Origin of the sequence: Streptomyces nigra, from assembly GCF_003074055.1 — a bacterium.
In the GTDB taxonomy this organism is placed as follows: Bacteria; Actinomycetota; Actinomycetes; order Streptomycetales; family Streptomycetaceae; genus Streptomyces; species Streptomyces nigra.
Genome location: NZ_CP029043.1, coordinates 609,467 through 630,249 on the forward strand (window position 1 = coordinate 609,467; position 20,783 = coordinate 630,249).

22 protein-coding genes are annotated in these 20,783 nt (G+C 73.0%); 11 read left to right on the forward strand and 11 right to left on the reverse strand.

The genetic code is table 11. The features are described 5' to 3' along the window. Positions 1–3: 3 nt before the first annotated feature. The 6 genes from DC008_RS02825 to DC008_RS02850 all read right to left on the reverse strand — a co-directional run bounded on the left by DC008_RS02825 (position 4) and on the right by DC008_RS02850 (position 7,038). The gene (locus tag DC008_RS02825) at positions 4–2,400 is read right to left on the reverse strand and encodes a glycoside hydrolase family 65 protein (protein WP_235071676.1); all 2,397 of its coding nucleotides are present in this window, start codon (positions 2,398–2,400) and stop codon (positions 4–6) included. Continuing rightward, positions 2,397–3,152: an HAD family hydrolase gene (locus DC008_RS02830; RefSeq protein ID WP_108705548.1), complete on the reverse strand. Its 756-nt coding sequence runs from the start codon at positions 3,150–3,152 to the stop codon at positions 2,397–2,399. The genes DC008_RS02825 and DC008_RS02830 overlap by 4 nt, the downstream gene beginning before the upstream one ends. Before the next feature lie 258 nt (positions 3,153–3,410). Continuing rightward, a complete protein-coding gene (locus DC008_RS02835; RefSeq protein WP_108705549.1) occupies positions 3,411–4,130 on the reverse strand; it encodes an SDR family oxidoreductase in 720 nt (239 codons plus the stop codon). Positions 4,131–4,322: 192 nt separating this feature from the next. After that, positions 4,323–5,087, reverse strand: a complete 765-nt coding sequence (locus DC008_RS02840) for an SDR family NAD(P)-dependent oxidoreductase (RefSeq protein WP_108705550.1) — start codon at positions 5,085–5,087, stop codon at positions 4,323–4,325. 166 nt (positions 5,088–5,253) lie between these two features. After that, positions 5,254–5,952: an NADPH-dependent F420 reductase gene (locus DC008_RS02845; RefSeq protein ID WP_108705551.1), complete on the reverse strand. Its 699-nt coding sequence runs from the start codon at positions 5,950–5,952 to the stop codon at positions 5,254–5,256. A 36-nt stretch (positions 5,953–5,988) separates the two neighbouring features. Then, positions 5,989–7,038 carry an LLM class flavin-dependent oxidoreductase gene (locus DC008_RS02850; RefSeq protein ID WP_108705552.1) on the reverse strand — a complete coding sequence of 350 codons (1,050 nt, stop codon included), beginning with the start codon at positions 7,036–7,038 and terminating at the stop codon, positions 5,989–5,991. A 113-nt stretch (positions 7,039–7,151) separates the two neighbouring features. Between DC008_RS02850 and DC008_RS02855 the strand changes: the two genes are divergently transcribed. From DC008_RS02855 to DC008_RS02870, 4 genes are all read left to right on the forward strand, one after another. Next, the gene (locus tag DC008_RS02855) at positions 7,152–7,625 is read left to right on the forward strand and encodes a MarR family winged helix-turn-helix transcriptional regulator (RefSeq protein WP_108705553.1); all 474 of its coding nucleotides are present in this window, start codon (positions 7,152–7,154) and stop codon (positions 7,623–7,625) included. A gap of 103 nt (positions 7,626–7,728) precedes the next feature. Next, a complete protein-coding gene (locus tag DC008_RS02860) occupies positions 7,729–8,535 on the forward strand; it encodes an MBL fold metallo-hydrolase (RefSeq protein ID WP_108705554.1) in 807 nt (268 codons plus the stop codon). A gap of 166 nt (positions 8,536–8,701) precedes the next feature. Beyond that, on the forward strand, positions 8,702–9,394 hold the full coding sequence (locus DC008_RS02865; RefSeq protein WP_108705555.1) for a type 1 glutamine amidotransferase domain-containing protein: 693 nt from the start codon (positions 8,702–8,704) through the stop codon (positions 9,392–9,394). Between the two features lie 50 nt (positions 9,395–9,444). Beyond that, entirely contained in the window at positions 9,445–9,903 is a 459-nt protein-coding gene (locus DC008_RS02870; protein ID WP_108710539.1) for a MarR family winged helix-turn-helix transcriptional regulator, read from the forward strand. A gap of 52 nt (positions 9,904–9,955) precedes the next feature. Here DC008_RS02870 and DC008_RS02875 read toward each other — a convergent pair whose 3' ends face one another. Beyond that, positions 9,956–10,519: an NADPH-dependent FMN reductase gene (locus DC008_RS02875; protein WP_108705556.1), complete on the reverse strand. Its 564-nt coding sequence runs from the start codon at positions 10,517–10,519 to the stop codon at positions 9,956–9,958. A gap of 209 nt (positions 10,520–10,728) precedes the next feature. Here DC008_RS02875 and DC008_RS02880 point away from each other — a divergent pair, with 209 nt between their 5' ends. The 5 genes from DC008_RS02880 (at position 10,729) to dhaM (ending at position 14,485) form a co-directional block, all read left to right on the forward strand. Then, a complete protein-coding gene (locus tag DC008_RS02880) occupies positions 10,729–11,580 on the forward strand; it encodes an enoyl-CoA hydratase/isomerase family protein (protein WP_235071683.1) in 852 nt (283 codons plus the stop codon). A 63-nt stretch (positions 11,581–11,643) separates the two neighbouring features. Continuing rightward, a complete protein-coding gene (locus tag DC008_RS02885) occupies positions 11,644–12,249 on the forward strand; it encodes an HD domain-containing protein (RefSeq protein ID WP_108705558.1) in 606 nt (201 codons plus the stop codon). A gap of 185 nt (positions 12,250–12,434) precedes the next feature. After that, complete coding sequence (gene dhaK, locus DC008_RS02890; protein ID WP_108705559.1) at positions 12,435–13,427, forward strand: dihydroxyacetone kinase subunit DhaK; 993 nt, start codon at positions 12,435–12,437, stop codon at positions 13,425–13,427. A gap of 46 nt (positions 13,428–13,473) precedes the next feature. Further along, positions 13,474–14,073, forward strand: coding sequence for a dihydroxyacetone kinase subunit DhaL (gene dhaL / locus DC008_RS02895; protein WP_108705560.1), 600 nt, complete (start codon positions 13,474–13,476; stop codon positions 14,071–14,073). Then, the gene (gene dhaM, locus DC008_RS02900; RefSeq protein ID WP_108705561.1) at positions 14,066–14,485 is read left to right on the forward strand and encodes a dihydroxyacetone kinase phosphoryl donor subunit DhaM; all 420 of its coding nucleotides are present in this window, start codon (positions 14,066–14,068) and stop codon (positions 14,483–14,485) included. The genes dhaL and dhaM overlap by 8 nt, the downstream gene beginning before the upstream one ends. A gap of 34 nt (positions 14,486–14,519) precedes the next feature. On the opposite strand, the gene DC008_RS02905 is transcribed toward dhaM, so the two are convergent. Next, the gene (locus DC008_RS02905; RefSeq protein ID WP_108705562.1) at positions 14,520–15,215 is read right to left on the reverse strand and encodes a glycoside hydrolase family 75 protein; all 696 of its coding nucleotides are present in this window, start codon (positions 15,213–15,215) and stop codon (positions 14,520–14,522) included. A gap of 484 nt (positions 15,216–15,699) precedes the next feature. Here DC008_RS02905 and DC008_RS02910 point away from each other — a divergent pair, with 484 nt between their 5' ends. Both DC008_RS02910 and DC008_RS02915 read left to right on the forward strand, forming a co-directional pair. Next, positions 15,700–16,674, forward strand: a complete 975-nt coding sequence (locus tag DC008_RS02910) for a fibronectin type III domain-containing protein (protein ID WP_108705563.1) — start codon at positions 15,700–15,702, stop codon at positions 16,672–16,674. A 200-nt stretch (positions 16,675–16,874) separates the two neighbouring features. Beyond that, the gene (locus tag DC008_RS02915) at positions 16,875–17,423 is read left to right on the forward strand and encodes a hypothetical protein (protein ID WP_108705564.1); all 549 of its coding nucleotides are present in this window, start codon (positions 16,875–16,877) and stop codon (positions 17,421–17,423) included. 31 nt (positions 17,424–17,454) lie between these two features. Here the strand turns inward: DC008_RS02915 and DC008_RS02920 are convergent, their stop codons facing one another. The 3 genes from DC008_RS02920 to DC008_RS02930 form a co-directional block, all read right to left on the reverse strand. Then, on the reverse strand, positions 17,455–18,009 hold the full coding sequence (locus DC008_RS02920; protein ID WP_108705565.1) for a PadR family transcriptional regulator: 555 nt from the start codon (positions 18,007–18,009) through the stop codon (positions 17,455–17,457). Between the two features lie 31 nt (positions 18,010–18,040). Continuing rightward, positions 18,041–20,056 (reverse strand): NADPH-dependent 2,4-dienoyl-CoA reductase, encoded by a 2,016-nt coding sequence (locus DC008_RS02925; RefSeq protein WP_108705566.1) that lies wholly within the window; start codon positions 20,054–20,056, stop codon positions 18,041–18,043. Between the two features lie 269 nt (positions 20,057–20,325). Beyond that, positions 20,326–20,706 carry a hypothetical protein gene (locus DC008_RS02930; RefSeq protein ID WP_108705567.1) on the reverse strand — a complete coding sequence of 127 codons (381 nt, stop codon included), beginning with the start codon at positions 20,704–20,706 and terminating at the stop codon, positions 20,326–20,328. Positions 20,707–20,783 lie beyond the last annotated feature (77 nt).

Here is a 20,783-nt window from a genome sequence, read left to right on the forward strand (position 1 = left end):
GGGTCAGTCGGGGAGGACGAGCCGGGCCGTGTCGCCGGGCTCCACCGACACCTCGCGGTCCGGCAGGCGGATGGTGATCGGGGAGATGTCGGAGGACGGGACCGCGATCTCCAGCAGGCCCCGCTCGAGGCGCAGCCGTACGCCCCAGTTGCCCTGGTAGAGCAGCGAGAAGCCGTACGAGGACAGCTCGGGCAGCGGGACGGGGTCCAGGCGCAGCGCGCCGTCGCGCGTCTCCAGACCGGTCACCCCGCGCTGGACGAGGTCCAGGGTGCCGGCCATGGCGCCGAGGTGGATGCCCTCGCCGGTGGTGCCGCCCTGGACGTCGGCGATGTCGCCCTGGAGGGCCTCCTGGACGAACGCCCACGCGTCGCTTCGCCGGCACCGGGCCAGCACCCAGCCGTGGACCAGGCCGCTGAGGGTGGAGCCGTGACTGGTGCGGTGCAGGTAGTACTCGACGGTGCGCCGCCAGACGCCCTCGTTCAGCAGGTGCCCCAACCGGCGGAAGAGCGAGCCCAGTTCGGACGGCGAGAACAGATAGCCGAGCATCAGCACGTCGGCCTGCTTGGACGCCTTGTAGCGGTTGACGGTGTCGCCCTCGGCCTCCAGGATCCGGTCGAGGCGCCGGATGTCGCCGTATCGCTCCCGGTACCCCTGCCAGTCCAGTTCGGCCAGGTCGCCGTAGCCCTCGAACTGGCTGATGACACCGTCGTGGAACGGCAGGTGCAGGGTGCGGGAGACCTCCTGCCACCGTTCGAGCTCGCCCGCGTCCAGGGCGGTCCGCTCGGCGAGTTCGCGGCGGCGCGGCTCGGGCAGCATGTCCATCAGGTCGAGCGTGCGGGCCAGCACCCAGGCCACGGTGACGTTCGTGTACGCGTTGTCGTCGAGGCCCGGGGTGTCGGCGTCCGGGTAGGCCTCGTGGTACTCGTCGGGTCCGACGACCCCCTTGATGCGGTGCCGGCCCAGTTCGTCGTCGTACTCGGCCTTGTCCGCCCAGAAGCGCGCGATCTGCAGCAGCATCTCGGCGCCCTTGGTGTGCAGGAACTCCATGTCGCCGCTGGCCTCGCAGTACTGCCACACGTTGTAGGCGATGGCGGAGCCCACATGGTGCTGGAGCCAGGAGTGGTCGGGCAGCCAGCGTCCCGAGCGCGGGTTGAGGTGGAGCTGCTGGGTCTCCTCGCGTCCGTCGCTGCCGCTCTGCCACGGGTACATCGCGCCGCGCCGGCCGGCCCGCGCGGCGGTGGTGCAGGCCTGTTCGAGGCGCCGGTGGCGGTAGTGCAGCAGGGCGCGGGAGACCTCCGGGAAGTGCAGGTTGAGGAAGGGCAGGACGAACAGCTCGTCCCAGAAGACGTGCCCGCGGTAGGCCTCGCCGTGCAGGCCGCGCGCGGGCACGCCGACGTCGAGGTCGGCGGTGTGCGGGGAGAGGGTCTGCAGGACGTGGAAGAGGTGCAGTCGCAGGATGCGGCCGGGTTCGCCGGGCACCTCGAGTTCTGCGCGGCGCCACAGCTGGCCCCAGGCGACGCGGTGGGTGGCGGTCAGCGCGTCGAAGCCGGGCGCCCGGGCGACACGGTCGACGGCGGCGTGCAGCGGGTCGCTGATGGCCGGGTCGTGGGAGGTGTGCAGCGCGACGGTCTTGTCGACGGTGGCGGTGCGGCCGGGCGCGAGGTCGAGCGTGACGCACTGGACGATGCGGGACGTCTCGCGGCGGACCGTGACGAGGGCGCCTGCCGTGAACCGGGCGGCGAGGCCGATACGGACGTCGGACGTGCGGGTGCGGCAGCGCAGCCAGACCGAGTCCTCGGTGGAGACGCCGGTGTGGACGTGGGTGAGGTGGTGCCCGTCGAGGTCCCGGTAGCGCGCCACGCCCGAGTTGGTCACTCCCCCGTCCAGAGCCGCCTCGACCTCCAGCGGGCCGGAGAGGCCCTCGGCGGTGAACTCGGTGCGCAGCGCGGCCACATGGGGGTCGGCCATATGTACAAGACGGCGTTGACGCACCGTCAGTGTCCGTCCGCCGCCCAGGTCGTACCGGGTCACGCGCTCCAGCACGCCCGCGGCCAGGTCGAGGCCCTGCCGGTGCTCCAGCACCTCCGTCGAGTCGGGGTCGATCCAGTCGCCGTCGGGCAGGCGGTAACGCAGCGGAAGCCAGTTGGGGACGTTGACCATGTCCTCGTTCTCCACGGTGCGGCCGGCGACCTCCGAGGTGAGGCGGTTGTAGATGCCGGCCACATAGGTCCCCGGGTAGTGGACGTCGTCGGCGTCGCACTCGGGGAGCGCGCCCCGGGTGGCGAAGTAGCCGTTGCCGAGCGTGCACAGGGACTCCCGCAGCCGCTCGTCGGCGGCCTTGTAGCCCTCGTACTCCCAGCTCCAGCCGTCCGCCCCGGCGTCCGTGCCCACGTCCGTCACTTCGGCTCTCCTCCCGCACAGAGTTCCCCGAGGTCGCGTACGACGATGTCGGCGCCGTGCCGCAGCAGGCGCGCGGCGGTGCCCTCGCCGGCCGCCCGGTCCACGCCCACGACGAGGGCGAAGCCGCCGCGCCGCCCCGCCTCCACCCCGGCCAGGGCGTCCTCGACGACGGCGGCCCGTCCGGCGGGCACGCCGAGCCGGGCGGCCGCCTCCAGGAACAGGTCGGGCTCCGGCTTGCCGGCGAGGCCCAGCCGGGCCGCCTCGCCGCCGTCCACGAGGGCGTCGAACAGGTCGAGCACACCGGCGCGGCTCAGCAGTTCCCCGGCGTGCCGGGACGCGGAGGCGGCGGCCCGGGGCACGCCCGCCGCCCGCAGCTCCCGCACCAGCCGTACGGTCCCCGGGTAGGCGTCGACGCCCCGTTCGCGGAGCCGGTCGGTGAACAGGCGTTCCTTGACCGCCGCGACCTCCTGGACGGTCTCGGGGGTGGCGTCGACGCCGCGTGCGGCGAGGAAGGCGGCCGCCCCGTCGAGCCGGGGCCTGCCGTCCACGTGCCGCAGATAGTCGTCCCGTACGTCGAACGGGCGGCGTGCGGCGGGGTCGGCGGGCGGGTGTGCGCGCAGGTAGGCGTCGAAGGCCTCCTTCCATGCGGCGGCGTGCACGGTGGCGGACTCGGTGATCACCCCGTCGGTGTCGAAGACGACGGCGTCGACGTCCCGCAGGACGGGGGCGAGAGACCCCTCGGGGGCGGTCATGGTCGCCGTCCCGGACGGGTGAGGGACGGAGCCGGACGGGTGAACGCGGGACGCGGTGCCGGTGGGCCGTCCCGGTGGTGCCCTGCCGGCCCGGCGGCGCGGATCCTGAGGCCCACGGCCTGCTCACCTCCCTGTCACGGCGGTCCCGCGCTCCGGCGGGATCCGCTCATGGGTACCCGCCGAGCCTGTCCCGTCACCGGAGTGCCGCCTATGGGCCGAAAGTCCCGGGCGGCCGGCGTGGGCGACCGGCGTGGGCGGTCAGAGCAGGGACGGGCCGCCGCCCAGCTCGGGGTAGAGCGCCCCGGCGCCCTGGGACAGCGCCCTCTGGACCCGTCGGCTGACGTCGTCGGCGGCCACCTCGAGCAGCCCCGCCTCGACCCCCTCCAGGGTGGTCCGGGCCACCACCGCGGGGTCGGCCTTCGGTCCCGGGACGGCCGCCGCCATCTCCGTGGCGAGGTAGCTGACGTGCAGGGCGGTGACCTGCGTCCCCTGGCCCGCGAGGGCGAGCCGCAACGCGTTGGTCACCGACCACTCGGCGGACTTGGCCGCGGCGTACCCGGCGCTGGGGACGATCGACACCCAGGACAGGACGGACAGCACGTTGACGAGGGCGCCCCCGCCGTTGCGGCCGAGGATCGGGGCGAAGGCCCGGCTCATGGCGAGGGTGCCGAGCACATGGGTCTCGAACTCCGTGCGGAAGGAGTCCAGTTCGGAGGTGAGGATGTGCGCCCGGGTCGTGGAGCCGGCGTTGTTGATCAGAAGAGTGACGTCCTCGGCGAGATCGGCCGCGGCGAGGACGGACGCGTGGTCGGTGATGTCCACGGCGACCGGTTCGGCCTCCGGCACGGTGACCTTCGCGGGATCACGCGCTCCGGCGTAGACCTTGGCGGCCCCGGCGTCGAACAGGGCCCGGACGAACTGCTCCCCGAGCCCGCGGTTGGCGCCGGTGACGAACGCGACGGAGCCTTCCACCTTCATGCGCGTACCTTCCCGGCCGGGTGCTCCCGGGGGCCGGCGACCGGTCGGTGACGAGGCGGTCCGGCGGCCCGCGGCGGTCCCTACGAAGCTATATCGCCCGACCGGCCGCCACCACTTGACGCGGAAGGCCCCGCCCCGCGGCCCCGTGCCCGGCCGCCGGACGCGCGGCGGCGGGCACGGGGACCGCGCCGGTCACCAGGCGCTCGCGCCGCCGTCGACGGGGTAGTTTGCGCCGGTGATGTAGCCCGCCCGGTCCGAGGCGAGGAACGCGGCGAGTTCGACGATCTCCTCGGGGCGGGCGAAGCGCTTGAGGAGCGTCTTGCTGGTGATCGCGTCCCTGGCCGCCTGGTTGTCGCCGAGGTCACGGTCGCTGGCCGGGGTCAGCACCGGTCCTGGGCTGATCGCCACCGCGCGGATGCCGTGCGGGGCGCCCTCCAGCGCGAGTTGCCGCGTCATGCCGATGACGCCGGCGTTGGCGGCCGTGTGGGCGACCATCGGAGGGGTGGCACCGGCGATCAGCCCGGCCTCGGAGGCGATGTTGATGATGACCCCGCCGCCGCGTCGGACCAGGTGCGGCCAGGTGTACTTCGACACGAGGAAGGGGATGTCGAGTTCGCCGGCGACGGTGGCGTGCCAGTCCTCCATCGAGAAGTCCGGCATCGGGCCGAAGCGCTGCATCGCCGCGTTGTTGTAGACCACGTCGAGGCCGCCGTACGCCGCGGCGGCCTCGTCGGCCAGCCGTCGTACCGCGTCGGGGTCGGTGAGGTCGATCGGGGCGACGCTCGTCATCTCGCCGCCCGCGCGGCGGACGAGGTCGACGGTCTCCGCGTCGGCCTCGGCCTGGATGTCGGTACCGACGATCCGGGCGCCCTCGCGGGCGAAGACGAGCGCCGCGACGCGGCCCATGCCGCCGGCGGTGCCGGTGATGAGCGCCACCTTGCCATCGAGTGTTCCCATGGCACTGCTCCTGAGTGTGAGGTGCGTGGCGCGGGTGTGTGCCACGCGATGGGGACGGAGGCCCCGTCGGCCGGGGCGTCCCGGCGGGGGTGTGCCCTCCCGCCTTATTTGCTTGACACGTCAAGCACCTGCTGCAACCACACCCGCGACCGATCCATTCCCGGATTCAGGCGGCCTCGCCGGACGCGCGCGCTTTCGTCACCGCCCGGCCGAGTTCCGTCTGCGGGAACCGGTCCAGCATGGCGCGCAGTTCAGCGGCGTCGACGTACGCGCCGAAGGACTCGGTGCCCGGCTGGAGCCGCACGCCGTCGGCGAGGGTCCCCGCCGCGACGGCGTCGAAGCCGAGCGCCCGGACCAGCCCGGCCACCAGGGCCAGGTCCCCGGGGCCGTCACCGGCGACGGCGATCGCCTTGCGGTCGGCGGCGCCGCCGGGCCGGGCCCCGCTCTCGAGGTCGTGGTAGCCCATGTGGTTGAACGCCTTGACCACACGGGCGTCCGGCAGGAACGCCTGGACCATCGCGCTGGTGGAGCGGCGCGGGTCCCCGAGGTCGTCGCGGATGCCGTCGGCCTCCCACCAGTAGTTCATGGCATCGATGATCAGCCGGCCCCGCAGCGCCTCCACCGGGAGGCTCCGGTACCGGCCGAGCGGCAGGGCCAGGATCACCACGTCGGCCCCGGAGGCGGCCTCGGCGGCGGTCACCGGGACCGCTCCGGGCGCCAGGACGTTCACGGTGAGGGCGATGGCCTCGGCCTCCTTCGACCCCGCGATGAGCACGCGGAAGCCCGCCGCGAGGGCGAGCCGGGCCAGGACGGTACCGAGCTTGCCCGCGCCGAGGATGCCGATCGTGCGGATGTCCGTGTCCATCGGATCTCCTTCCGTTCTCCTTCGGTTCCTTCGCGGTCAGTCGGCCAGGAGGTCGCGGACCATCGGGATGACCTTGGTGCCGTACAGCTCGACCGCGCGGAGCCGGGCGCCGGCCGGCAGCGCGCCGGAGGTGTAGAGGAGGTCGAACCGGCCGACGCCGAGCTTGCGGACGTTGGCGGCGATCTTGCGGGCGACCGTCTCGGGCGAGCCGATGTAGAGCGAGCCGTGCCCGATCTCGGCCTCGAACTCGCGGCGTCGCAGCGGGGGCCAGCCGCGCTGGGCACCGATGCGGTCGCGGATCTCCCGATACGGCTGCCAGTACAGCTCGCGGGCTTCCTCGTCGGTGTCGGCGACGAAGCCCGGCGAGTGCATGCCGACCGGGTGGGCGGTGGTGCCGAGCTGGTCGGCGGCCTGCCGGTAGAGGTCCACGTACGGGACGAAGCGCTCCGGCGGGCCGCCGATGATCGCGAGCATCATCGCGAGGCCGTGCCGTGCGGTGCGCACCACGGACTGGGGCGATCCCCCGACGCCGACCCAGGTGGTGAGGCGCCCGGACTCGGTCCGGGGGAGCACCTGGGCGTCCCGCAGCGGGGCGCGCACCGTGCCCTCCCAGGTGACGGGCCGCTCCTCCAGAAGGCGCACGAACAGGTCGAGCTTCTCCTCGAACAGCACCTCGTAGTCGGCGAGGTCGTAGCCGAAGAGGGGGAACGACTCGGTCGAGGAGCCGCGGCCGAGGATGACCTCGGCGCGGCCGTGGGACAGTGCGTCGACCGTGGCGAACCGCTGGAAGACCCGGACCGGGTCGTCCGAGCTGAGGACGGTCACCCCGGAGGACAGGCGGATACGGCTGGTGCGCGTGGCGATGCCCGCGAGCACGGTCTCCGGGGTGGACACGGCCCACTCGGGGCGGTGGTGCTCCCCCACGGCGAGCACGTCGACGCCGATGCCGTCGGCCAGGACGGCTTCGTCGACGACCTGCCGGATCGCCGCGGCGTCGGTGAGCGGGACTCCGGCGTCGTCCACGGGCACGTCACCGAAGGTGTCGAGGCCGAGTACGAGGTCGGACGGGTCGGTCGCGGTGGTCATGGGCGGGCTCCTTCGGACGGATGGTCGGGCGGGCATCGGGGCGCCACCCGCCATTGCTTGACACGTCAAGCATCAACGAACGATACTTGACTCGTCAAACGAAAGGGGGCGGGATGGACGGCAGACGCCGGGCCTACCCGACGACCGAGGAGCTGCGGATCTGGCGGGACTTCGTCGAGACCGCGCAGGCGCTCCGCACCGAGCTGGCCGCACGCCTGCAGAAGGACTCGGCCCTGTCTCCCGGCGACTACGGGACACTGCTGGCGCTCAGCGAGGCGGACGGCCTGCGGCTGCGGCCCTCCGCGCTGGCCCGCACCCTCGGCTGGGAGCGCAGCCGGCTCTCCCACCAGCTGGGACGCATGGAGCGCCGGGGTCTCGTACGGCGTGAGGAGTGCGCCACCGACAGCCGGGGCGCCGAGGTGGTGCTCACCGACGAGGGCGCCCGGGCGTTCCGGGCGGCGGCACTGCCCCATCTGGTCGCGATCCGCGAGCTGTTCGTGGCCCCGCTCACGCCGGAGCAGATCACGGCGGTGGGCGACGCCCTGACGGCCCTGCGGGAGGGCACGGGAACGCGATGGGACCGCTGAACACACGCCGTCGGAAGCGGTCTTCGCCGGGTCGCCCTCGCGCGGGACGCACCGGTGGTGCCGTAGATTCTGGAGCAGGACGATCACCCGGACGGAGCCGCCCATGACGACCACGCCACTCGCCCGCCAGGACTGCGCGGTCGCGGTCCTGGGTGGACCGACCGCCGTCATCGACATGGGCGGGCTGCGCATCGTGAGCGATCCGACCTTCGACGCGGCGGGCCCGCACGGCTATCTCACCAAGACGGCGGGACCGGCCCGCACCGAGGCGGCCGTGGGCCCGGTGGACCTCGTCCTGGTCAGCCACGATCTGCACCCGGACAACCTCGACGAACGGGGCCGCGCGTTCGCGCTGACGGCGCCGCTGGTCCTGACCGGGCCCGTCACCGCGTCCAGGCTCGGGCCGCCGGCGCACGGGCTGGCCCCCTGGACGAGCCACTCCCTCCCGCGCGGCGACGGCCACGGCGACCTCACGGTGCTCGCGGTGCCCGCGGTGCACGGCCCGGAGGACGCCGGGCGCGACGCCGACGGGAACGTCAACTGCGAGGTCACCGGCTTCGTCCTGTCCGGTGAGGGGCTTCCGACGCTGTACGTCAGCGGCGACAACGCCTCGATCCGGGTCGTGGCGGAGATCTCCCGTCGTGTCCCGGACATCACGGCGGCCGTGCTGCACGCCGGGGCCGCCCGGGTGCCGGTGAAGTACGACGGACGGCCGCTGTCCCTCGACAGCCGGCGGGCCGCCGCCGCGGCGGCCGTCCTCGGCGCCGACGTGGTGGTGCCGGCCCACTACGACGGCTGGGCCCACTTCTCGGAAGGGTTCACCGACCTGGAACTCGCCTTCCACGAGGCGGGCCTGTCCTCGCTGCTGCGGACCGCGCCGCATGGATCGTGGGTGCACCTGCGCCCCTGAGACCCCACACGGCGTGCGGCTCACGGTGTGCGGCCCAGGGGCCCTCACGGTGTGCGGCTCACGAGCAAGGGGAGCAGCATGGGGCAGTGGGGTTCGTGGCCGTGACTCCCTCCGTGAGCGTGGCGCGCGCCCTGTCCGGAACGGCGCTGTGACGGCGGGAGTGACCATGAGCGCGAAGCTGCTGTTTGTGATATCCGGAGCCTCCTACTGGACGCTCAAGGACGGGACCAGGCACGCGACCGGCTACTGGGCCGAGGAGTTCGCCGCCCCCTACCGGGCGTTCACGGACGCCGGTCACCGGGTCACGGTGGCGACGCCCCGCGGTGTGGTCCCGACCGTCGACATGATGAGTCTGCGCCCCGACATGGCCGGGAGCGCCGAGACCGCCCTCGAACTGGAGCAGATCATCCGCTCCGCGGAGGAGATGCGGCGCCCGCTCCAGTTGTCCGACGCGCGGCTGGAGGACTACGACGCCGTGTACTTCCCGGGCGGCCACGGACCGATGGAGGACCTCTGGGAGGACCCCGACGCGGGACGGCTGCTGACCGCGGCCCTCGCCTCGGGCAAGCCGCTGGCCGTGGTCTGCCACGCGCCGGCCGCGATGCTGTCGACCAGGATCCGCGGTGTGTCCCCGTTCGCGGGCTACCGGGTCACCGGCTTCACCAACGACGAGGAGGAAGGCGTCGGGCTGGCCTCCCGGGCGCGGTGGCTGCTGGAGGACGAGCTGAAGGTGCTCGGCGTGGACTTCGTCCGCGGCGACATGTGGAAGCCGTACACGGTGGTCGACCGCAACCTCTACACCGGGCAGAACCCGGCTTCGGCGGAGGCCCTGGCGGCCGAACTGCTGAAGGTCCTGTAGCGCGGCGGCGGCCGGAACTGGCGGTCGGTTGTGCGCAATAGACTGTGTTCATGGCAGATACGACGGCGGTCGAGCCGCTCGACCAGGACGAGGAGGCGTTCCTCCGCGCGCTGGGACGCGTGATGGCGTACCTGCCGCGCGTCGTGGACGCCGACATGGCCAAGGAGCAGCCGATCACCAGCAGCGAGTACACCGTGCTGGTGCATCTGTCCGAGGCTCCCGGGAACCATCTGCGGATGAGCGATCTGGCCCGGATGTGCGGGCTCTCCCTGAGCGGTGTCACCCGCGTGGTGAAGCGCCTGGAGGCGCAGTCGCTGGTGCTGCGCGAGAAGTGCCCGGACGACGGCCGGGCCTGGCTGGCGAGCCTCACCGACGAGGGCTGGGAGCGGCTGGAGCTGGCCTGGCCGACCAACCTCGCGAGTGTGCGCCGGCACATCTTCTCCCGCCTCGAGGGCTGTGACATCGCCGCCGCGGCCCGGGTCCTGGAGCGCGTCGCCGCGGACGACTGACCGGCAGCGGCCGCCCCGGCACCGCTGATGCGGGTGCCGGGGCGGCCGTGCGTCAGGCGCCGGTGCGCAGCGGGGCCAGCGCCGTGGACCAGGCCACGACCTGGTCGAGCGTGGTCACCAGGGTGTCCCGCTGGATGGCGGCCGGCGTGAAGGTGGTGAAGTTCTCGAAGTCGGTGAACAGGGAGAGCGCCACCTGCGAGCGGACGTCGGCCATCTGGAGCTCGCCCGCGATGCCGCGCAGGTGCTCCACGGCGCGGGTGCCGCCGACCGAGCCGTAGCTGACGAACCCGACGGCCTTGTTGTTCCACTCGGCGTAGAGGAAGTCGATGGCGTTCTTCAGGGCGCCCGGCACGGAGCGGTTGTACTCCGGCGTCACGATGACGAAGCCGTCCAGCGAGGCGATCTTCTCGGCCCAGGCCCGGGTGTGCGGCTGCGTGTAGTTGCCCAGGGACGCCGGGTACGCCTCGTCGAGGACGGGGAGCTCGTAGTCCAGCAGGTCGACGATCTCGAACTCGGCGTCGGTGCGCTCGGCGGCGACCTCGTGCACCCAGCGGGCCACGGCCTCACCGTTCCGGCCCGGGCGCGTGCTGCCGATGATGATTCCGATCTTGGTCATGAGGACCTTCCGTGGAGTGGTGTGCGGTGGTGCGCGCGTACGGTGCGCACCGAGAAAGCTTGATTCGTCAAGCAATTACCACATCGAGAAGGTAACTCCGTTTAATTGACACGTCAAGTAAACGCCGTGTCTCCCGGGTGTCTCCCGCGTCACCCTGACGGAGGCGGTCGGGTGGGGCGGGACGCCCCGGCCGGGCACAGTCACGAGCGATGACCCCTCACGAAGGGCCGGAGCACATGAGCGCCGCCGAGCAGTTCGCCGTTCAGGAGGTCACGCCGTCCTACTGGCGCGTGACCTTCTCCAACGGCGCGATCAACCTGGTCGACCCCGACACCGTGGAGCAGCTCGCGGAGCTGATCACCCGTATCGAACAGGCGCCCGATCTCACGGTCGTCGTCTTCCGCAGCGCCCATGAGGACTTCTTCATGGCGCACTGGGACATGCTGTCCGACACCGCCCGGGTGGCCGCGATGAGCCCGGCCGCCTCCGGGCTGCATCCGTACGCCGACAACATGTACCGGCTGGCCCGGGTGCCCGCCCTCACCGTCAGCGAGATCGCCGGTCGGGCCCGGGGCGCCGGCAGCGAGTTCGTCCTGGCGACCGACGTCCGGTTCGCCGGGCCCCGCGCCGTCCTCGGGCACTTCGAGGTCGGTGTCGGCTCGGTGCCCGGCGGGAACCCCGCCGGACGGCTGGCCCGGCTGCTGGGGCGGGGACGGGCGCTGGAGGTGCTGCTGGGCGCCGACGACTTCCCCGCCGACCTGGCGGCGGCGTACGGCTACGTCAACCGCGTGGTGCCGGAGGACCGGCTGGAGGACGTCGTGGACGCCTTCGCGCGCCGCGTCGCCGGATTCGACAAGGTCGCGGTGTCCGAGACCAAGGCCCTGGTCGACGCGGTCACCGAGCCGCCCGTCGAGGAGTTCGCCGAGGCCCTGGCCGCGTTCTTCCGCACCTCGGGGCGGCCGGAGAACAGCGCCCGCGTCAAACGGCTCTTCGACGCCGGTCTGCAGCAGCCGGACGGCGCCGAACGCGACCTCGGGCGGCGTTTGGGACCATCGACCTGACGCCGGGCCGCGCTCTCGCGGAGGCACACCTCTCCCCCGGCCCGGGGAACAGGAGGCCGCGCCATGCCGATCGCCTTCCCGGGGGCCGTCGCGGACGCCGCCCACGCGCATGTGCGCGAGGTGCTCGACCCGCCGATCCTCCACCACAGCGTGCGGGTGTGGCTGCTGGCCGACCACATCGGCCGACGGGAGGGTGTCGACGGCATCGAGCGCGAAGCCCTCGCGGTGGCCTGTCTGTTCCACGACTCCGGCACGGCCGCCGTCCACGACGGGCCGCAGCGGTTCGAGGTGGAGGGCGCCGACGCGGCCCGCGCGTTCCTGGCGGCGTACGACTGGCCGGAGCCGCTCGTGCGGAGCGTCTGGGAGGCGATCGCGCTGCACACCTCCCCGGGCATCGCGGAGCGGATGGGTACCTTGCCCCGGCTGGTCCGGGAGGGCGTCCTGGCCGACTTCGGGCACACCGACCTGATCCCGCCCGGCGACGAGGAGACCCTGGCCGCCGCCCTCGCCGCCTTCCCGCGCCAGGACATCGAGGCCGCGCTGAGCGCCGCGGTGGTGGCACAGGCGCTCCGGCGCCCGGAGAAGGCACCCCCGTCGAGCTGGCCGGGCGGGCTGCTCGCCGCGCACAGGGCGCAGCAGGACCGCGACGGCGTCAACCCGGCCTTCTGACCCACGCGGCCGGGGGTCCCCCGGGACACCGGGACGCCCGTGGAGGTGACCGGCGCAGCCACAAGGTCGATACTTCCGACAGCGGGACTTCCACGGGCCCCGCGTGCGATCGTTGCCCCGTACCCACTCCGAACAGCCCAGACGCAAGTCGCCAGGTCACCTGGTGAGCTTCCCGGGAGGTACTCATGAAGATGCTGATCAACGTCGCGGAGACCGTGGTCGCGGACGCGCTGCGCGGGATGGCCGCCGCGCACCCCGAGCTGGTCGTCGACGTGGAGAACCGGGTGATCGTACGGCGGGACGCCCCCGTCGCGGGCAAGGTCGGGCTGATCTCCGGCGGCGGTTCGGGGCACGAGCCGCTGCACGGCGGATTCGTCGGTCCCGGCATGCTGTCGGCGGCCTGTCCCGGCGAGGTGTTCACCTCCCCGGTGCCGGACCAGATGGTGCGGGCCGCGGCCGCCGTGGACAGCGGGGCCGGGGTGCTCTTCATCGTGAAGAACTACACGGGCGACGTCCTCAACTTCGACATGGCCGCCGAACTCGCCGAGGACGAGGGCGTGCAGGTCGGCAAGGTGCTCGTCAACGACGACGTCGCGGTGACCGACAGCCTCTACACGGCCGGGCGGCGCGGCACGGGCGCGACCCTGTTCGTGGAGAAGATCGCCGGGGCCGCCGCCGACGAGGGGCAGCCGCTGGAGCGGGTGGAGGCCGTCGGACGGCAGGTCAACGAGAACGCGCGCAGCTTCGGCGTCGCGCTGAGCGCCGTCACCACGCCCGCCAAGGGCAGCCCCACCTTCGACCTGCCCACCGGCGAGCTGGAGCTGGGCATCGGCATCCACGGCGAGCCCGGCCGCGAGCGGCGGGCGATGATGACCTCGGGCGAGATCGCGGACTTCGCGGTCGGCGCCATCCTGGACGACATGACCCCGCGCAACCCGGTCCTCGTCCTGGTCAACGGCATGGGCGCCACCCCGCTGCTGGAGCTGTACGGCTTCAACGCCGAGGTGCAGCGGGTGCTCGCCGAGCGCGAGGTCGCGGTCGCGCGCACGCTGGTGGGCAACTACGTCACCTCGCTGGACATGGCCGGTGCCTCGGTCACCCTGTGCCAGGTCGACGAGGAGCTGCTGCGGCTGTGGGACGCGCCGGTGAGCACACCGGGCCTGCGCTGGGGCATGTGATCCGGGGCCGTACGAACACGAGCCACCTGCCACGCAAGGAGATCAAGTGCTCGACGCCGACTTCTTCCGCCGTTGGATGACGGCGACCGCCGCCTCCGTGGACCGCGAGGCGGAGAACCTCACCGCCCTCGACTCCCCCATCGGCGACGCCGACCACGGCAGCAATCTGCAGCGCGGGTTCACAGCCGTCACGGCGGCGCTGGAGAAGGAGCAGCCGCAGACGCCCGGCGCGGTCCTGATCCTGGCCGGACGGCAGCTCATCTCCACGGTGGGCGGGGCGTCCGGGCCGCTGTACGGCACGCTGCTGCGCCGTACCGGCAAGGCGCTGGGCGACGCGGCCGAGGTCGGCGCCGAGCAGCTCGCGCAGGCCCTGCGCACCGGGGTCGACGCGGTCATGGCGCTCGGGGGCGCCGCTCCGGGCGACGCGACCATGCTCGACGCCCTCGTCCCCGCCGTGGAGGCGCTGGGCGACGGGTTCGCCGCGGCGGCGACGGCCGCGCGGGAGGGTGCCGTCGCGACGACGCCGATGCAGGCGCGCAAGGGACGGGCCAGCTATCTCGGGGAGCGCAGCATCGGGCACCAGGACCCGGGCGCCACGTCCTCGGCGCTGCTCGTGGAGGCTCTCGTGGAGGCGTCCGATGAGTGAGGCGAAGGAAGGCCGACCGGTCGGCATCGTGCTGGTCTCGCACAGCGCGCAGGTGGCCGCGTCGGTGGCCGAGCTGGCGCAGAAGCTGGCGGGCGGCGGGACCGATGTGCCCGTGGCCCCCGCGGGCGGCACCGAGGGCGGTGAGCTGGGCACGAGCGCCGAGCTGATCGCGGCGGCGGCCGCGTCGGTGGACCGGGGTGCCGGCGTCGCGGTCCTCACCGACCTGGGGAGCGCGGTCCTCACCGTGAAGGCGTTGCTGGCCGAGGGCGACGAACTGCCGGAGAACACCCGGCTGGTGGACGCGCCGTTCGTGGAGGGCGCGGTGGCCGCGGTCGTGACGGCGGCGACGGGCGCCGACCTCGCGGCGGTGGAGGCGGCCGCGGCGGACGCGTACAGCTACCGGAAGGTGTGAGCGCCAAGGGGGTGCCGGTTGGTGCCCCTGTCCGTCACCGTCCGCGCGTGAACTTCCTGGCCACGCGCTCCCCGGTGCGGACGGCCTCGGCCGCGTCCTCGATGGGCTTGACCGCCTGGTCCTTGAAGACGATGTAGGTGACCCCGGACGCGGCGCCCCCGGAGCGGGGGTCGGCGGGGATTCCGAGCGCCTCGGCGGCGGCGTACGACGCCTCACCGATGATGTCGTACGGGCCGACGTCGCCGACGACCGCGTACCGCACCCGGCCCTGGTGGATGACGGCGGCGAGCGAGCCGCCGCGGATCCCGTGGTCCCGGTAGTCCCATATGGTGCTCGGCGTCGGCACCACGATGTAGGGCAGCTTCTCGGCGCTCAGATAGCGGCCGTCGGACTGGGTGAACGCGGTGGCGGAGGAGAAGTGCGGGTCCGTGCGGCGGCTGCAGCGGGCGGTGGGGCGGCCGTCGCAGTCGATGTCCATGTCGGCCTTCCAGAACACCGCCTCCTCGGTCCCGCAGACCGGCACGGTCGCGGGCCGGCCGCTGTCCGTGCGGTAGCGGCCCCCGGAGACCTGGGCGCATCTGTTCACCTTGGCCAGCAGTTCCGCGGCGGTGACGTCGGCCTCCTGACTCACCCTCGGCTCCTCCGGGACGGGTGGCGGCGGGGGCGGCGGGCTCGTCGGGGCGAGCAGGGCGGCTCCTGCCGCGGCCAGCGTCAGCGCGTACGATCGCACGATTCGGGGCCTCACGTCGGGGACACGGACACGCGTCCACCGGCGAGCCGGGGATCGGACCCGGCGGTCACGCACCGTGCACCGCACCGGCGAACACTCAGCCCAATCTGCTGGCCGTCCGATCATGCTGCCACCAGAGGGGTCCGTACGGTGCACACCGGCGGTGACACGGCGGGGTGGCCCCGGACGTCCGCCGGCGGCCGGGGGCCTGACTCCCTGACGGACCCAGGCCCCGGGCCACCCGCGTCCGGCGCGGGATCAGCGACGACAGCGGCCCACGCCGAGGGCATGAACTCCCGAGCCCTCGAGGGAAGTTCAGCCATGAGGACCTTCAGCATACGGAACGCCCCGCACCGGTCACCAGCGGCCACCCCTTCGCCCACCCTCCTGCCCGCCCCTCCTGCCCGCCCTCTTGATGTGAGCGTGTCAGCGGGGTCATATTGGTCCGGACCATTGCCGTCGGTCGCCCTCGGGAGGCAGAGCCGTGCGACGCGTGTCCACCCTCGTCCCCGCCGCCTGCGCCGCGCTCGTGCTCTCGTCCTGCGCCTGGGGCGGGGACGCCGGCGCCGGCGCCCGTCCGCCGGGGGCGCCGACCGGGGTGACGGCGCGGGCGGGCAGCGCGACCAGCGTCCATGTGATGTGGAACGCCGTACGGGCGGGCGACGCCGACGGGATCCGCGGCTACGAGGTGTACCGGGGCGGCACCAAGGTCGTGGAGGTGCCGGGCTCCGCGCACATGGCCGACGTCACCCGGCTGGAGCCCTCGCGCCGCTACGCGTTCACGGTCCGCGCCCGGGACACGGAGGGGCGGCTCGGGCCACCGAGCCGGACGGTCCGGGCGACGACCCCGGCGGCCGTGGCCGCGGACCGGGCGGCGCCGAGCCGGCCCGGGCGGGCGACGGGGCGCGCGGTCGGCAGCCGGGCCGTCCAGCTGTCGTGGACGCGGTCGACGGACGACCGGGACGTGCTGTCGTACGACGTTTATCAGGGCGACACGAGGATCCACAGTGTGGGCGGGAACCAGACGGCCACCGTGGTCACCGGGTTGCGGGCCGGGACCCGGTACTCGTTCACCGTGCGGGCCCGCGACGCCGCCGACAATCTGTCCCCGGCATCGGCCGCCGTGCGTGTCACCACACCGGGCACCGACGACGGCCGCGGCACCGCGCCGACGGACTTCCGGGCCACGACCCGGCGCGCGGACGGGGCCTACCACGTCGATCTGAGCTGGACACCGCCGCGCACGGACGGCACCGTGACGGAGTACCAGGTCCAGCTCGACGGGCGGGCGGCCACCTCGCTGGTGTTCGGCGGAAATCCGCCGCGCGAGAAGGCCACGTACAGCTTCTATCTGGGGCCGGAGGCCGGGGTGCGGCACCGGGTGCGGATCCGGGCCATGCTGCCGGACGGCACCTGGGGCGGTTTCTCGGCGGAACGGACCGTCACGACCGGGCCGTGAACGGCCTTTCAGGTCCGGCCGGGCGCCAAACCGGTCACGGCCGCCGGTCCCCCGAACGCGGCGCCGCGTCACCTGACCGGCGGATGCCCGCATGCGCCCCGGCCCCGGTACGCGTTGGCTGCACCTGAGGCAGCACGGGCGTTCCCGACCTACGGCGGCGCAACGGACGTACCGCCGACCGTGCCGCCGGAGGGCAACTCATGCGCAATACCTCGCTCTTCCGCTCGGGCCTGACCGTGGCAGCCGCCTCCGCACTCCCCCTGTTCGCGGCCGCCGTCCCGGCCACCGCACAAACGGGGATCTCCGTGAGCACCACCGGCTCCACGGTCTCCGTCACGACCAGCGCGTGCACCCGGGAGAACGGCAGCTGGGGCACCGCCTCGCTGCTCAACAGCCGGCAGTCCAACTTCTCGCAGGGCCGCAGGGTCTCCCTGACCGGCACGGAGGCCCTGCAGTCGGCGGCATGGTCCGATGTGAGCTCCGGGACCCACACCGTCATCGTCATCTGCTCCGACGGCACACGGGCCGGCACCCAGGCGGTCATAGTGTCGCCGACCGCGCGGCCCACGATCTCGGCCACGACCACCGCCTCGGCCACCCCCTCGCGCGGCGTGATGGGCGGCGTGGGCGGCAGCAGCCGCGACTACGGCACGCTGACCATGGTGGGCGGCGGTGTCCTGGTCGGCGCGGGGGTCGCGGGGACCGCCTGGTACCTGCGCCGCCGCTCGTCCCGGCCGCGCCACCTCTGACGGCCGCTCACCGCCCGCACGGTCCCGGGGCTCACACGGTCCCGGGTCCGGGCACGTCCTCCGGGAACTCCTCCAGCGCGTGCGTGAGCCACCGGGTCCAGAAGGTCTCCAGGTCGATCCCGGCGCGCAGCACCAGATGCCGCAGCCGGTCCTGGGAACTGTCCCGGCCGGGCGGGAAGTCGCGCTTCTCGATCTCCTGGTACTCGGCGAGCTGACGCCGGTGCAGTTCGAGATGGCGGCGCAGGTCCTCCTCGATGCCCGCGGCGCCCACCACCGCCGCGGCACGCATGCGCAGCAGCAGTGTGTCGCGCATCGGCCGCGGGTCCTGGGAGGCGGCGGTCCAGCGGGCCAGTTCGACACGGCCCGCGGGCAGCACCTCGTAGCTCTTGCGCTGCCCGCGGGCCGGCTGTTCGGACGGCAGGGCCCGGATCAGCCCGTCGGTCTCCAGTCGTCCCAGCTCGCGGTAGATCTGCTGATGCGTCGCCGACCAGAAGTAACCGATCGACTTGTCGAAGCGACGGGTCAGCTCCAGCCCCGAGGACGGTTTCTCGAGCAGGGCTGTGAGGATCGCGTGCGGGAGTGACATGGGCTCATCCTAGGGACGCGCTCCGGGCGTCCTACAGGCTCGCCGCCAGCTCGGTGCCCTGCTTGATGGCCCGCTTGGCGTCGAGTTCGGCGGCGATGTCGGCACCGGCGATCAGGTGCGCGCTGCGGCCCGCGGCGAGCAGCGCCTCGTACAGGTCGCGGCGCGGCTCCTGCCCGGTGCACAGCACCACGGTGTCGACCTCGAGGACGGTGCTCTCGTCGCCGACGGTGACATGCAGTCCGGCGTCGTCGATACGGTCGTAGCGCACGCCCGGGACCATGGTGACGCCCCGGTGCTTCAGCTCGGTGCGGTGGATCCAGCCGGTCGTCTTGCCGAGGCCGGCGCCGACCTTGCTGGTCTTGCGCTGCAGAAGGTGGACGGTGCGCGGGGGTTCGGGGCGCTCGGGTGCGGTGAGTCCGCCGGGGGCCGTGTAGTCCATGTCGACGCCCCAGAGCCGGAAGTACGTCTCCGGGTCCTCGTTCGCCTTGTCGCCGCCGTCGGTGAGGAACTCGGCGACGTCGAAGCCGATACCGCCCGCGCCGAGGACGGCGACGCGGTCGCCGACCGGGGCCCCGTCGCGCAGGACGTCGAGGTAGCCGACGACGCTCGGGTGGTCGACGCCCGGGATGTCCGGGACGCGCGGGGTGACGCCGGTGGCGACGACGACCTCGTCGTAGCCGGCGAGGTCGTCGGCCGACACCCAGGTGTTCAGGCGGACGTCGACGCCCTGCCAGTCGAGCTGGTGGCGGTAGTAGCGCAGCGTCTCGTCGAACTCCTGCTTGCCGGGGACCTTGCGGGCGACGTTCAGCTGGCCGCCGATCTCGCCGGCGCCGTCGAACAGCGTGACGTCGTGGCCGCGTTCGGCCGCGCTCACCGCGCAGGCCAGGCCGGCGGGCCCGGCGCCGACGACCGCGACCCGCTTGCGCAGCCGGGTCGGGGACAGCGTCAGCTCGGTCTCGTGGCAGGCGCGCGGGTTGACCAGACAGGAGGTGATCCTGCCGCTGAAGGTGTGGTCGAGGCATGCCTGGTTGCAGCCGATGCAGGTGTTGATGGCCTCGGGCCGGCCGGCCGCGGCCTTGGCGACGAAGTCGGGGTCGGCGAGCATCGGACGGGCCATCGACACCATGTCTGCGCGGCCGTCGGCCAGCAACTCCTCGGCCAGCTCGGGGGTGTTGATGCGGTTGGTGGTGACGAGCGGCACCGACACCTCGCCCATCAGCCGCTGGGTGACCCAGGTGTACGCGCCGCGCGGCACAGAGGTGGCGATGGTGGGGATACGGGCCTCGTGCCAGCCGATGCCGGTGTTGATGATGGTCGCGCCGGCGGCCTCGACGGCCTTCGCGAGGGTGATGACCTCGTCCAGCGTGGAGCCGCCGGGGACCAGGTCGAGCATGGACAGCCGGTAGACGATGATGAAGTCCTCGCCGACGGCCTCGCGCACCCGGCGCACGATCTCGACCGGGAAGCGCATGCGGTTCTCGTAGGCGCCGCCCCAGCGGTCGGTGCGGTGGTTGGTCTGCGCGGCGATGAACTCGTTGATCAGATAGCCCTCGGAGCCCATGATCTCCACGCCGTCGTAGCCGGCGCTCCGGGCGAGGCGGGCCGCGCGTGCGTAGTCGTCGATGGTCCGCTCGACCTCGGCGTCGGTGAGCTCGCGCGGCGGGAAGGGGCTGATCGGCGCCTGGAGGGGGCTCGGGGCGACCAGGTCCTGGTGATAGGCGTACCGCCCGAAGTGCAGGATCTGCATCGCGATCCTGCCGCCCTCGCGGTGCACGGCCTCGGTGATGACCTGGTGCTGCTCGGCCTCCGCCTCGGTGGTGAGCTTGGCGCCGCCCTCATAGGGCCGCCCCTCGTCGTTGGGGGCGATGCCGCCGGTGACGATGAGGCCCACGCCGCCGCGCGCCCGCTCCGCGTAGAAGGCCGCCATACGCTCGAAGCCGCGCTCGGCCTCCTCCAGGCCCACGTGCATCGAGCCCATCAGGACCCGGTTGGGCAGCGTGGTGAAGCCCAGGTCCAACGGGCTCAGCAGATGCGGGTAACGGCTCATGGGGGCCTCCGTCGCGGTGTCGTCTGACGTAGTTGTAGAGGACCGCGGCGCCTTTATGCAACTAGTTGCACAACAGCTCGGGCGTGACTCCGGACACGGGGGCGGGGAGTGGGGGTGGGTTCTGGACACATGGCGTCCGCGCACACGGCGTCCCGGCACACGGCGTCCGGACACACGGAGGCCACACACTTGGCGTCCGGGGCACACGGAAGCCCGCGTACCGGTGGTACGCGGGCCTCGGTGTTCCGGTCGCCCGGGGGCTGCGGCTTCTACGACGCTCCGGGGCGGCTCTCCAGGACCACATGGAGTTCCTGCTCCTGGTCGCCGGAGGCCGAGGTGAGGTCGTGGACGGTGAACAGGGAGTCCAGGGTCGTACGGAGCCGTTCGATGGCCCAGTAGCCGCCCTGCGCGTCCGCCTCGACGCGCGACGAGAGCCGGGCCGGGGGCGGGCACTCCTGCGCGTCCGTCACCTCGAACGTGCCGAGCCACACCATGGGCCGGGTCTCGTGGAGCTGCTGCGGCACGTCGTCCGGTCCCCGGTCCGACTCGAAGCACGTGGACAGCGCGTCGAAGACGATCCGGGCGTCCTCCTTGTTGCATCCGCTGATCTCGACGGACACAGCTTCGTCGTGCAGTCGTTCACGATCCATCGTGATCGCTCCTCTCGTGGCCACACCGCGGTGCCACGGGTAGCCCGCGGAACCGGACCCCAACCCAAGAAAAGCAC